At 52.8% G+C, this 13,384-nt stretch carries 9 protein-coding genes; 2 read left to right on the top strand and 7 right to left on the bottom strand.

Features of this window, described 5'->3' with window-relative positions; all coding sequences use genetic code 11:
* The first annotated feature begins 178 nt into the window (after window positions 1–178).
* Entirely contained in the window at window positions 179–1,201 is a 1,023-nt protein-coding gene (locus tag J3U88_RS09280) for an RpnC/YadD family protein (protein WP_207856577.1), read from the top strand.
* Window positions 1,202–1,476: 275 nt separating this feature from the next.
* Here J3U88_RS09280 and J3U88_RS09275 read toward each other — a convergent pair whose 3' ends face one another.
* The 5 genes from J3U88_RS09275 to J3U88_RS09255 all read right to left on the bottom strand — a co-directional run bounded on the left by J3U88_RS09275 (window position 1,477) and on the right by J3U88_RS09255 (window position 11,404).
* Window positions 1,477–3,528, bottom strand: a complete 2,052-nt coding sequence (locus J3U88_RS09275) for a tetratricopeptide repeat protein (protein ID WP_207856576.1) — start codon at window positions 3,526–3,528, stop codon at window positions 1,477–1,479.
* Window positions 3,529–3,668: 140 nt separating this feature from the next.
* Window positions 3,669–5,219, bottom strand: coding sequence for a hypothetical protein (locus tag J3U88_RS09270; protein WP_207856575.1), 1,551 nt, complete (start codon window positions 5,217–5,219; stop codon window positions 3,669–3,671).
* 986 nt (window positions 5,220–6,205) lie between these two features.
* Complete coding sequence (locus J3U88_RS09265; RefSeq protein WP_207856574.1) at window positions 6,206–8,155, bottom strand: hypothetical protein; 1,950 nt, start codon at window positions 8,153–8,155, stop codon at window positions 6,206–6,208.
* A 149-nt stretch (window positions 8,156–8,304) separates the two neighbouring features.
* Window positions 8,305–8,859 (bottom strand): CesT family type III secretion system chaperone, encoded by a 555-nt coding sequence (locus tag J3U88_RS09260; protein WP_207856573.1) that lies wholly within the window; start codon window positions 8,857–8,859, stop codon window positions 8,305–8,307.
* A 406-nt stretch (window positions 8,860–9,265) separates the two neighbouring features.
* A complete protein-coding gene (locus J3U88_RS09255; protein WP_207856572.1) occupies window positions 9,266–11,404 on the bottom strand; it encodes an ABC transporter ATP-binding protein/permease in 2,139 nt (712 codons plus the stop codon).
* Here J3U88_RS09255 and J3U88_RS09250 point away from each other — a divergent pair.
* Window positions 11,379–11,651: a hypothetical protein gene (locus J3U88_RS09250; RefSeq protein WP_207856571.1), complete on the top strand. Its 273-nt coding sequence runs from the start codon at window positions 11,379–11,381 to the stop codon at window positions 11,649–11,651. The genes J3U88_RS09255 and J3U88_RS09250 overlap by 26 nt on opposite strands.
* A gap of 154 nt (window positions 11,652–11,805) precedes the next feature.
* On the opposite strand, the gene J3U88_RS09245 is transcribed toward J3U88_RS09250, so the two are convergent.
* Entirely contained in the window at window positions 11,806–12,282 is a 477-nt protein-coding gene (locus tag J3U88_RS09245) for a transcriptional regulator, SarA/Rot family (RefSeq protein WP_207856570.1), read from the bottom strand.
* The gene (locus tag J3U88_RS09240) at window positions 12,279–12,767 is read right to left on the bottom strand and encodes a glutathione peroxidase (protein ID WP_207856569.1); all 489 of its coding nucleotides are present in this window, start codon (window positions 12,765–12,767) and stop codon (window positions 12,279–12,281) included. The genes J3U88_RS09245 and J3U88_RS09240 overlap by 4 nt, the downstream gene beginning before the upstream one ends.
* Window positions 12,768–13,384 lie beyond the last annotated feature (617 nt).

Below are 13,384 nucleotides of genomic sequence, written 5' to 3'. Positions count from 1 at the left end.
GTTATGCAAACCCCGCTCCTTAATTTCGGCAAGGTGATTTTTCACCGCGAAAAGAATTTATAGTAATTTATTTTTTTCCAGATTTTGCTTGCATCCCATCGATTCATCGACTAGATTTTCCGCACAACCACACGAGTTCTCCTCAATGCCTTGACACATTGAGGAGGGAAACATCCCTTTGTTTGACCAACCTTGGAAAAACCTAACGGAATTGTTTTTTCAAGAATTCACGGAGTTCTTTTGGCCGGCGGCCTATCAAAACATCGATTGGAACGCTTCGGCCACCCCACTTAGTACGGAATTGCCACCGCAAGCATCAGGTGACAAAGTCGGTACCCGAATAGCCGATAAATTGTTTCGCGTGCAATTAAAAGATGGTGAACAATGTCTCATTTTGGTACATCTCGAGTTCCAAAACCAGTTCGACACCACTTTTCCAAAGCGAATGGCAGTCTACAATTTCCGGTTATTCCTTAAATATGACTGTGAAGTCGTGAGTATGGCGATTTTGGGCGACAGCCGGCCATCCTGGCGCCCAAATTCGTTTATAAGAAAACGATGGGATTTCAAGAATCGCGTTGATTTTCCCATTGTAAAACTCGCCGATTTCAGAACGATCCACGCCGCAAAGCTTAAGGAAAAGAACCTTTTCGCAACAGCGGTCGACGCCCATTTGGAGGCGATGAAAACCTGCAAGAATAGCAACGTCCTTGTCGAAACAAAGCTTGCACTCATCCGACGCTTGGCAGATCGCAACTATGATTCACGGCGGTTAATCGCGCTGTTTCGTTTCATAGACACCATGATGGACCTGCCCCGCGACCTAGACCAACGATTTAGAGATCGACTTCGCAAAGAAACAGGAGGTCGCCACATGAACGCTGAAGAATGGTTCTATTCAGAGACAGCCATACAAAAAACACTCAGGCTTTTGGCCGGCCGTGAAGGTTTCGCGAAAGGCTTAAGCGAAGGCCGTCAGGCCGGTATCCAAGAAGGCCGTCAGGCCGGTATCCAAGAAGGACGCGAACTTGGTCAACGCGAGGGCTTCCAGCAAGCGCTGATTCAATTACTCACTGAAAAGTATCGTGAACTACCTTCACACATCACTCAGCGCATCCAAGACGCCGGCCCGGAACAACTGCTTAATTGGATCACCCACGTTAACCAAACCCAGTCGCTCGTGGCGCTTTTTGACCATTAAAGGCACCCATCATTTGAGAATCCAATACCCATCAGGGAGAAGGGCCAGGAATCTTCCCGGCTTCCTTTTTTGGGCCCTCTATCTCGAAACCTCGGAGGTCCTTAAACCCAAAAATCAACGAGGTTCTTCAAGGCGGCGCAACAAAAACCATCGGCCTGGGCTACGCTGAATGGTCGGCCCCGCGAATGGTCGGCCCCCTGTGCCGTCCCTCGGTCGTAATCTTCGACGCACAAGGTTTTCTGTTTCTCGCGACGAATCCTTGTGAGAAATGCGGGCTAGGGCTTCGGCGCTCGCCCTTCCAGCCGGTCTAACTCCTGCAAACACAACACCGCGGGGGTATACAACGGTGTTGCCGCCAGTGCTTGTTCATAAGCTTTACGCGCACCGGCCCAATCACCGGCAGCCTGCAAGGTTTCCCCTTTAAATTGGAACCCGGCGGCGTCGGCGCCCCCCAGGCGCAAGGCCTGATTCACCGCCTCAATCGCTTGCGAAAAATCGCCGCGTTTGCGCAAAACAAAGGCCTGTCGGAACCACCCGTTGGCATGATTCGGGTATTGGGCCGTGTACCCCTGAGTAATCGCGAGGGATTGGTCGAGGTTGCGGCCCTGGCTTGCCGCCAAGGTAACCAAATGGTCAAAAGCCGTTCCATCGTCGGGAAAAACGCGGGCGGCATGGTTGGTATACACAAAAGCGAAACCCGCATTGCCCGCGCGTTGCCATTTACGCCCTTCGGCCAACAACAACTGGCCATAGAGGTACACGGCAAAATAAGCCACCATTGCGATCAGGACCAGTGTAAAAATCCCCACCCAAACCACGGCTCGCGACCTTTTTACTCTCGAAATCCTCTGCACCGGTACCAATAACCCCACCGCCAACCAGAACATCACCGCGGTCGTCGGCATTTCCAAGGGGAATGAAAAACAAGCAGCGACAGCGGTGAACATCACCACGGCGATCGGAACGGCCAACGCCGGGTCAATCGCCCCTACTTCCGGGTCCTCCACGACCCCCTCCCCAGAGCAGGCCAACAAACGTCGCCCGGCATGGGCCAACAAGGCCGCTAGAAATCCCCAGAGTCCGACCAAAGCCAACACGCCGTGCTCCACGGCAATTTGTAACCAGTCGTGATGGAGTCGATAAGGATTCACGGTGATCGAAAAGGTCGGCGTCGGCGTTACGGCATTGTGAAAAAGTGGGTACATCGCGGCAAAGTTCCCAGGACCCACACCCATGGGGTGCCGCAACAGTATGCGCGCCGCGTTTTGGTACATGGCACCGCGCACCATGACGGTATTTACATGGGGATCGGGGTTATGGGCGGTGGCGACTTGCTCGATTTGCCGAGCCACGGGACCAGGCGGAAACCACAAACACAGGTTGGCCAGGAGGAACAACAGGCCGACGCCTGCCGCCAGACGGGCAAACCCACGCCGGCCAGGTGCGTAGCGCTGTTTCACAAGAAGACCGAGTCCGAAGGCCACACACGTTACCAACAGCCATAAAAGCACCGGCAAGATACGGCGCAATAGGGGCGACGCACCGGGTAAAACGGCCGTCATCAGTAAACAACAGCCACCAATCACCAAAAATCGTTGTTGGGTCTGCCGCTTGGGTTGCCCAAAAAGGGCCCCGCCGAAAGCAATCATCGGCGACAGTAACAAACAAACCAACAGCGCGGTTCGCGACTCGACCGCGGTCAAGTAAGCCGTGTTCACACCCACAAGCAAAACCCACACATAACCGATGCGGCCGCCATGAATTAAAGCAGGTGCAAACCAAAGGGGCGCGGTGGTGACCAACACCTGGGCTGCGACGTTTTTATTGGCAAACAGCGACGCCGGGGGGTAAGCCTGCACCACGTGTTCAAGTGGCACACCGGCAACCTGAAGCAATCCCACCAGGGAACAAAGGGTGATCGACACAGCCACAACCGAACATAAGTGCGTCACGATCTGGCGCCGATCCTCGTGTACCGCCAAAGCCGCCCCCGTCAGGAAAACCAGGCCGATGAGCACGTCGGTCACGGTGCCGAGCCGATTAAAGGAAGGTTCCGCCGTCAGCGCCGACGTGAGCATGGACAGAACCACAAGCACCAAGGCAAACCGCAAACCCCTGTGTTGCGGCCACAAGCCGCGCAATGAAAACCGTGCGGCAAACACAACCAAATAACACGGGAGTAAGGCGGCCAAAGCCCAGCGTGGCGGTATGGTGGGGTCAGCGCTCCAGGGAAAGTAAGCAAGCGGCACCAAACCCACACCAAGCAACAGGGCAAGTGGGTTGGGATCGCCATGAGCAATCGGTTGAGAATCCGGCTTTTCGTTCATCGAATTCCTCTCGGCCACTATTTGCCCGCCTTCAGCCGGCGCTTCTCAAAAAGAGGCGAAGAAGAAAGGCCGGCCCCACCAAAAAAGGTGTGACCGGCCATTGATTCGAAACGAAGCACGGCAGACACAAGCATGTCGTCTTACCGATTATTGGGACAGGTAAAGTTGTGGTTCACCATATCCACCAAACCCAACAAGCGGTTGGCGGAGGAAATACACACCGCGTCCCGTGTTTCCCAGGCGGCCACTTCTTCTAAAAAGCGATTGAAGGACCAAACGCCGTCAATCTCGAGGACCTCAATGCTGTCCAACACATTGCGGCCCGGTTCCTGATCGGTGATGACATACGCCATTTTAAGCGGGTTGAGGGAGTCGATTTTTTCGATCAACACCAACTCGGTATCCTCACCGAAAACGCCGGTCAGTTCCCAGACATTTTGTCCGGGTACCAACGACCCCGTGATCAAGTCGCGCAGGGCGCCGTCACGGTTCAAACCGATGATGGACAGGCGCTCTTCAGTTTCACCTGGATTCTCAATGAACAACAGATCGCGGGCACTGCTGAGCACATGCCGGTTTTTACCCAAGTACGCAACCGCACGCGGACCTTCAAAATCGCTCAGGGCAATTTCAGAGCGGGCGCCGTCGCCAAACAAGGTAAAGGAGCCCGTCACCGGTTCATCAGCTGTAAAACGCGCCGTTCCCATCACCTCATCTTCGTTCAGGACCGACCGTCCCGGCAGAAAACGAGTGATGCCAGGTTGGTCGATATTGAGGTTAAAAGGCACGCTGTTCACAGGTTCGGTTAGGCTAAGTTCACCCGTTACCGCTGCTTGCACCTCAAAGAGGGGTTTGAAGGAGAAGTACCCCTCGAAACCCTCAAAGGGCAGATTGGCAAACGGAAGCACCCCACTTTCATCAACGGCGGGTTTGGCACGTGCCAAAGTCCGTGAATCCTCACGACGAACGGCGGTAAACACGCGACCCTGCAGTTCGTGGACTTCTAAGGAAGCCCGGCCGGAGGCCAAGCTGGGGAACATCTGCGAGGCGGTCAGTGAAACCGATCCGTAAGGTGCAACTTCAACTTGAGTTGAAGGAAGACCGTGGCCCAACAGGGCATCACGGCCGTGAACCGCGACGGTACTGGTGAAAGCCTCGGTATTGCGAACGACCAAGACTTCGTGCAGCGGCAACATCAGACCAGGCACCCGCGTAGGAAAACGTTGGGGCGCACTTGCATCGGAAAGGTCGTTAAAGTGGGCGACGGAGGGCGCCGCATCTGCCGGACGGAAGACTTGGGTATCACTTTTTTCGGGGCGGTCGGGGTCACCAAAGGTGGTCCGGCTCCAGGCCACAACCGGGCCGTCGCTGTTGAGTTGCATGGTCCCGTGCACCGGAACGGGCATGTTGTCCATAGTCGGCATACTCACTGAAGCAAGGGGAGGTAAGGTCAGTGAAAAGGCCGCGCTATTTTGAGGAAAAACGCCGTGAAGCGGCGTCCCCCAACCCGTTTTTGCCTCAACAGTGATGAGGACGGACTCTGAGAAACTGGGGTTGAAGGCACGAATTTCTGTTTGGTAACCTTGGCCGTCGCTGAAACCGAGGTCGAAGTATTCAAAATCGCCCGGCCGTGGATCACCGGCGACAAGTAAGCAAGAACACAACACCCATAAAGGGATGATGATTTTCATAGAACATTCCTCGTGATTAGGAGAAACAAAGGAGGGAATCAAAATCCGACCTCAACTTAAAAGGAGGTCGGATCGAAACGGCATCAAAATAAAATAAATCAAAGCCAATCGGCGTGTGGAAACCTGCAAAAAGCCCTCACCAGCCACCGAAGCAGCTCGATTTTGGGACAAAATACATTTCCCTCACCCACAAAACAGCCTCATTATCCACTGCGTGATCATTTTCCACAATCCTTGTTTTTTCGTACAAGCAGGCGCTACATGCAAGCCTATCACCGGAAAATGACCGTGAATATTTTGCTCAGTCGGAAGGCCAAGCTTTATCTTACACCTTATTTAAAAAAATTGGCACTTCCTAAAAACAAGCCTGTTATGGGAGGTTGGGTTATTCTCGAAACGTCTCCTTTTTCCTTCAGATCGTGCCGAATGGCGGTTTAACCTAAGAAGCGCGATAAGAGCGAGGGATTTTGGCTAAAGATCTGGAGCGAAATGGTTTGGGGAAAGCAGAAGCGCACCCATTGGGTGCGGTGAGCATTTTCACAGACCGTTGCAGCCCAGAGGTTTAGCCAAAATCGCCGCGAGTTATCGCGCTTCTTAGGTTTAAACCAGTTCCCCTTTAGGCATCGTTGACCCGGAGCAGCCATTTGCGCGGCCCGGGCGTGAACAGGAATTTAAGCAGGCGAGCCTAAGCGCCCGTGGGATGGGTGTCCATCCGAATAGGCCGCTAGCCGGCTCCATCGGTGCCAGGTCGGCATGCTGCCGCGCATCCTTGACTAAGATGGAGCCGACGCGCTGAGGAACCATACGGCCGAGGGGATGACAGATGGTGCAGGAAAGGTTTGGCCGCGGCAAGAAAACCGGCAAACCCATCCAGCGACCCATTCCATCCCGCGGCATTCACGATGGGTCCACACCGATGCGAACAGGTACAGAACCGCTTTTGCTGGGAGGTTCTGTACCCCGCGACACGCTTCGGTTAAGCCGTTCTACAGCTTACCTTCCCTGAGTTTGTTAAGCTCAACCAACTTTTCGTCACGAAGATTATTGTGCTCCGTGCGAAAGTTTCCAATACCACCAATCTTTTTAGCCAATTTATTGAAAGGAACCTTACTATAGGTCACCTTTGGTTTTTTGCTGTTTTTCTTGTTCTTGATTTTTGGAACATTCTTCTTGGCAACAAGCTTCTTGAGGACGGGGTCATTGAATGCATCGTCCCAGTCTTTCTGGGTTGGCTCTTTTCCAAGAAGGCGATCAAGAATCGCAATTCGGTTGCCCATATCTTTAACTTCTTGTTCTTTCTTCATGATATTTTCTTTCCACTTAGAATCCTCATTTTTGATGGTTTCTTTCGTTGGAAAAAGGGACTTCATGTTGTTTGGCATCTTCTCATTTTTCCCGAGTAACTCCTGCATGCCGACATTGGGATTCCCATCAAAGGAGGACACCGACGAGGCATTTGAGACCGTGCGGGGTTTGTGAATCGGTGCATCAATTTGGAAAGCCAAATTGTCCTTCATGTCCGAATAGAATTCCTTCTTTTCGAAGTTGGTCGGCTCTGCCGAGAAGGTTTCGTTTTTAATTGAATAAGAGATTCCAACGGCCTCTTTGTCGCGCAGATAGTATTTGTCTAAATCCCCAGTGCTGACGTCGGCAGATAAAGCGGAACCAAAACCATCATTCAGTGAAAATGCAGACTTAGACATACCGTAACTTTTATTCACCGTCCTCATTCCCACACCCGCGGAGGAAACATGTAGCTGGTCAATTTTGTTCTTATTTTTTTCATCAGCGATTCCGGCGTAAATCTGCTCGCTGTAATCAAGGCAAATGGCCACCGCCATATCGAAATCGTTTTTCGGACTGTGAAAGGCAAAAGAATCTGCATTAATGCCAACATGGCTCGCCTTATTAATAATTTGTTTCCTGTTGTCCTTAAACATCGTTTTTGCCGGGTAATACACCAACTGGTCTTCATATTTATCGCTATTTTTTTTCTTGTCTGATCGCAAAGCGCTATCAATATCAGAAGGCGCGGTTTTATTGATCAGCTTGTTTTGCCCATTTTTGCCACCTTCCATGACCAGAATACAGTTTTGCATCTGTTTGAAGCCTGAACGTGGGTTGATTTTTAGGTTACTCGGATCTTTGATCGTTTTACAAATATCGGCAATCACTTCCTTGGTGATGTTCACCTTGTTGTTATTTTTCGCGGCATTGGCAACCTTCTTGTTCAGCTGGTCACCTACCCCAATCAAAGCCTTGCGAACGTTACTTACCTTCTCGTATTTCTCCTCACTCGAAGAGGTCATCTCAGCATAGGCTTCCTTAACCTCATTAATATCCAGCTTCATGGTCTCTGCAATGGTTTGAAGATCGCTGGATTTAATATGCTTCATCGCCGGCGCCGGGTGCATCGCCAACATACTGCCAGGTGTAAATACCAGATTCTCAAACTTCTCATTTTTGGCAAGGTCTTTCAGGTAGGTAATTGCTTGTTCCATTTCCGGCGGGCTCATGGTTTTAGAAGCATCGTTCAGGAAAAACTCCGGCATGGTCACAACCGTGGTTGATGATTTCCGAGTATCGATGATTTTTTTGTCAACCATCTTTTCTATCGTATCAAACACCATTTTGGAGCGCTCTTTGAGCGTCGCCAATCCAGGCTTATTGTCGGGCGCGAGTTTGCTCAAATTTACCTTAAGCTGTACGGTTTGAACCCGTTTGGTTTCTTTTTTGGGGTTCTCAAACTTAGGGGCGTTAATCGGCGCTGCTTCAGCGATATGTTTCGCATTCATCTTTTTCGGTTTCACGTTGCTATTGGGGTTTGGACTCGACTCAAGCGCAAGCTTATTATCTTGTTTGGGTTGCTTGATCTCTTTTACTTCTTTTTTAGCAACCTGTATAACGTTACTTCCAACTTTATTCAATCCTGACATGACGTTCTCCTTAACCATTAAACCATTAAAAGCCGGGGTCGGCCGAATGCGCGGCGAAACCTGTTACTTAAGGCAAGCCACCGATGCACCCTTTGGCCCAAACCCCTTCCGGCAAACAACGCTGCCGGCAATAAAATAGGGACCGGGACTTACGCGAAATTCATGACGTACCGAAGCGTCTCGTGTGGGCTGACCTCGGTGACATGCCGCGTGGATGAGGCGGGAACAGCGTGACGATGCTGCTCAACCCCAAACGAAACCTCATCCGTCTCATGGTGGTCCTCATCATCCCGGTCATCGCTTTCAATCAGTTGGCTTTTGAGTTCCATGCATGACTCGATCATATTGGCGAGGATGTTGTAAAACGTCTGGTACTCGGTTCCCTCCACGGGATGGGTATAACAAAGCAACAACGCTTCCCCATCGGCATCAAGCGCAATCGAGGCACCGCCGGTATCCTGTTGAAACATATTCATGGTCAATGCATGTTGCAATACCATCTCGCGACTGTTGAGGCCGGAAAGCGTAAACAAAGGCAAACTAAGGTAAAACTGGGTGTCTTCCGGCTCACAAAAAATGTCGATACCTACATCACCGGCGGCCTTTAAGGAACAACGGCCTTCTTCATTAAGGGCAAGCCCGCATCCAATCGTCTGGCCAAGTTGGGCTAACCAATGATTCACTTGTTCTTGTCCGTGTGACATAACTATTTCCTCCAATTGTGGTTGGCATCAATCTCTTGGTCCCCCGCTAGCCCGCGCCATAAACGCGCGTGTCAATCCCTCAGATAAAAATCTGATATAAAAAGGGTTAGTCTTTCCTAAAGCGGCAGGAGCAGCGTATTGCTCTGTTGTTCTCTGCTACGTCGGCATCGGCAAATACCCTTCCCTGAAAATTATTTTTTCGTCATTTTCGGGTAGTTTTGCCGCACGAAAAGAGCCAAATCTTCAAGGCTCACAGGCTTTACGACTCACGCCGAGGCTTCTTTTTTTCGTTGTGCTCATTGGAAAAGGGTAGATTTCGTGGATCTGATCGGCAAAGCGGCCACCAAGCAAGGGTCAACCAGCACCCAAAGTGCGCACAGCAGGATATCCCGCCGCCCCTTAGGTTTTAACCAACCTCGCTTTCCAGTTGACGCGCCTCGGTTTGCAGACGCCACAAATGCGCGTAAACACCGTCGCGCGCCAGCAAGGCATCATGGCTGCCCGATTCGACGAAACGCCCCTCCTCCAGGACATTGATCTGGTCGGCATGAATCACGCTCGAGAGTCGGTGCGCGATGATGATGGTGGTGCGGTTGGCGGCAATTCGGTTCACCGAGCGCTGGATCGCCGCCTCGGTCTTGTTGTCCACCGCCGAGGTTGCCTCATCCAAAATGAAAATAGGTGGGTTCTTGAGAATGGTGCGCGCGATGGAGATCCGTTGTCGTTGGCCACCCGACAAACGCTGCCCCCGTTCACCGATAACCGTGTCGTAACCCAAGGGTTCTTCCGCGACGAAACTCGCCATCTCGGCAGCCTCACATGCGGCCAGCACTTCCTCGCGCGTGGCGTCGGGGCGGCCGTACAAAACATTCTCATATATGGTGGCATTAAATAAGTACGTATCCTGGCTGACCAAACCCACCGCCTCGCGCAGGTTTTTGAGGTGAAGCTCGCGCAAATCGACGCCGTCGAGGGTAATGCGCCCACCGTCTACATCGTAAAAACGCTGGAGCAGTTTGATCAGCGTGCTTTTGCCCGAACCCGTGGTACCCACCACCGCGTAGGTTTGGTTGGCGGGAATGGTGAGGCTGATGTCACGCAGCACCGGTGTGTCGTCGTACCCAAAGGTAACGTTCTCAAAAACCAGTTCGCCCCCGATACCACGTGCTTCCAAGGCACGATGACCGTCGTGAATTTTGGCCTGCAACGCCAGCAGCGCATGTAAGCGCTTGGCGGCGTATTTGGCGTCTTGATATTGGTAGTTGGCTTGTTCTAAACCCGTCGCCGAGGTTAACACCACGGGAATCATGCTGGTTTGAATCAGAAACCCGACCATCGACATGCTGCCGCTCATCAGGGCGAAGCAACTGTAAACCAAGGGCATGCAAATCCCCATGGTGAGCGTGTAGGTGCTGAGTGCGTTAAACCGTGAATTCTCGTGGGCGGCAACGCTTTCGCTTTCCCTAAGTTGTTGCGCCAACGCCTGCAGGGAAGCAATTTCCCGTGCCTCGGCCGCGAAGGATTTCACGGTGGCCATGCCACCCATATTGGCGCTGAGCACCCGGTTCAGGTCCTCGATTTCGGCCGCGACTTTTTCAAAGTTCTCGCCCGCCTCAGCCTGGTGCTTTTTGCTCAACTGCACGAGCAAGGGCAACGGAATCAAGGCCAGCAACAAGGCAATTGGCGAAACCACCATCATGATGGTTCCCCCCGCGATAATGTTCAGTGCTTTGTCCCACATGGTCGGGGGCGTGTATTGCAAAAACCCGCGGATTTTGGCGATGTCGCCGTGAAAGAAGTTCATTAATTGGTCGGAACTGTGTTCGGAAAGCGTACCCATGTCGAGTGAATGCAGGTGGCGAAAGGTTTTGAGCCGCAAGGCCTGCTCCACCATCACGGCATAATCGTTCCAACTGGAACTTTTTCGGTCCTCGAGAACCGACTCCAGGGTTTTCCCCAGCAGGAAGGTACCGCCGAAAACCGCCATTTGCGCGTATTTGGAAGTCAAGCCGAGGGCGGCAAGCGGTGGAAACCCACCAGAGAGGGCCACCGACATCATCAAACCGATGGCCAGCGGATTAAAGACCCGCAACGCGGTGTGCCCGGTGCTGTTGGCGAGGGGTTTGTAAAAGGTGGTCTCGGCCTCGCGCTCGGCGGCCGCGATCAATTCGACGAGATCGGCATCAAAGGTTCGGCCCAGAAGTTGGTGAATCCGGGTGGTTGGACCCACCGTTCCATCCCCCGGCGCGGACGTGTCCCTATCCAAAAGGGTTTTGACGATGTTTTTACCCAGACCCGCAAAGGTATCGGCAATCACGGTGCCGGCTTGCGTAAGGGTCAGTTGTGTCTGATCGTAATAAACCAGGACCCGACCCGTAACCGAGGCCACACGCACCCGAAGAAAACCGGGCAGCCCGACCAAGGCATCCTGTAATGCTTCGGCCAATAGGGGTTTGCGGAACAACGCGGGCATGTCCCAGCGCGCCCGGCCAGGTAACGCGGAGCGCAGGATAAGCCCGTTGGAATGGGAGCGGAAAGCAGCCATAGATTCGCCAACCTTTGCGACCGCACGAGGGCATCCAACAAACCGAAAAGTGGACACCGCGAAAAAGCGCGGCGATGAACGCTCAGGAGTCGGCGGGCGCGAACATTCGAAGGACGAGGAAACGACAAGAATGGAAAAAGGAAAACAAATCCACATTAATCGAATTCACGAAAAACAGCAAGGGTTGCCTGGCAGTTTCACAGAATTCATGCAAGAGGACCAATCAACACTATTTCCAGCAGTTTAACCTATGAGGTGCGATAACTCGCGGCGCTTTGCTTCGATCCAGGTCCACCAAGCAAAGATAAACCCAAAAGAATCTTCGCTGCCCTCGCTCCAGGTTCAACCCCTCGCAACCCTTCTTGGTCAACCGTGCGGGCGAACCATCTCGGCTATCCGGTTCAGCGATGTTCCGGTCGCCCTCCCGCGGCAACCGCTTTTTCCAAACGCACCACCAAATGGTCCAATTGCTGCTTCAGCGCGACCAGATCCTCCCCCGGCACATCCACCGTGTCAAGAAGCCGACCGGGAATACAGGCACATTGCGAACGCAGCGCCCAGCCCGCCTCGGTGAGATGAATCATCACCACCCGCTCATCGTGCTGGGCGCGTTTGCGTTCAACCAGACCCATTTGCGCCATGCGTTTGAGCAGCGGCGTGGTGGTATTGGTTTGCAGCAAAGCGCGTTCATTGATGCGTCGCACGCTACAGGGCCCTTCCTCCCACAGAATCATCAGCACGATGTACTGTGGGTAGGTCAGACCCAGGGGTTCGAGGTAGGGCTTGTAAAGGCGTTGGGTGAGCCGCGCGGCCGCGTAGAGGGGAAAACAAAGCTGGCGGTCGAGTCTCAACAGCTCGGGCGACTCAGGCCGACTCACGCCGCTTGCTCCAGCGCTTTTTTAATGTCCCGAACCAAATCCTTGGGCGCGGTGGTCGGGGCAAAACGTTTGATGGGTTTGCCGTCGGCCCCCACCAAAAACTTGGTGAAGTTCCACTTGATGCCGTTGCCCAACATCCCGGGCAGTTCTTTTTTCAGATATTTGTAAACGGGATGGGTCCCGTTCCCGTTGACTTCAATCTTCTCGAACATCTGGAAGGTCACACCGTAGTTAATGCGGCAGGTTTGTTCGATTTCGGCCACGCCGCCGGGTTCTTGACCGCCAAATTGGTTACAGGGAAAACCCAAAATCACCAAACCCTGGTCCTTAAAGTCCTGGTAGAGCTTCTCCAGGCCTTCGTATTGCGGGGTCAGACCACACTTACTGGCCACGTTAACAACCAAAACCACCTTACCTTTATATTGATCGAAAGAAAGGGCTTCGCCGCGCAGGCTGTTGGCCGAAAGATGGTAGAAATCACTCATGAAAAGGCTCCTCGTCGTTTTGATCGGCGTACGCCGTTTAATCTTGCGCGATTATATCGTGCACGATCTTTTTACCATGGTTTCATCGTCGCGCCAACCCTGTCGAGGCTTTTGCCCGCAAAACAGCCGTAACCTACCAGACCTGAAGCGTGCGGTTCGACACCACCTGGACAAGCCCCCGAAAAAGTACCCTAAGAAAAAGAAGGGTTTAGGGACAATCCTCCTCAGGACGATAAATTCCCCCTAGAATTTAAAAAAAAATGAGGTATAGTGTGCCTGTGTCCATTCTCGAAAGTGGACTCGAGAAGTGACATACCTGGAAAAGGCGAGGTTGAAGGGGAAATCAACGTCGCCTTTTTACTTTCTATACGGACGCTTTCGTCCCAGCACAATTCCCATCCATACGCGACGCCTGTATCGCGGCGACAGCCTTTCGGCGACCGTCCCGCGGCGATAACGGCCCGGCGAGAGTTCCGCGTGACATCTCGGGGTTTCGTCAAAGTGGAAGCGCCGTGCCTTCGCCAACGGTTGAACGGACAGGCCGCGGCATGACGCTTATCCTCGAAGCGACACGAAGAATTCAAAACTCTCACCTATTTCAACCATCATCAAAGCAA

Origin of the sequence: Acanthopleuribacter pedis (assembly GCF_017377855.1) — a bacterium.
Lineage (GTDB): Bacteria > Acidobacteriota > Holophagae > Acanthopleuribacterales > Acanthopleuribacteraceae > Acanthopleuribacter > Acanthopleuribacter pedis.
The sequence above is the reverse complement of the archived record's forward strand: the minus strand, read 5'-3'. Positions and strand labels throughout refer to the sequence as shown.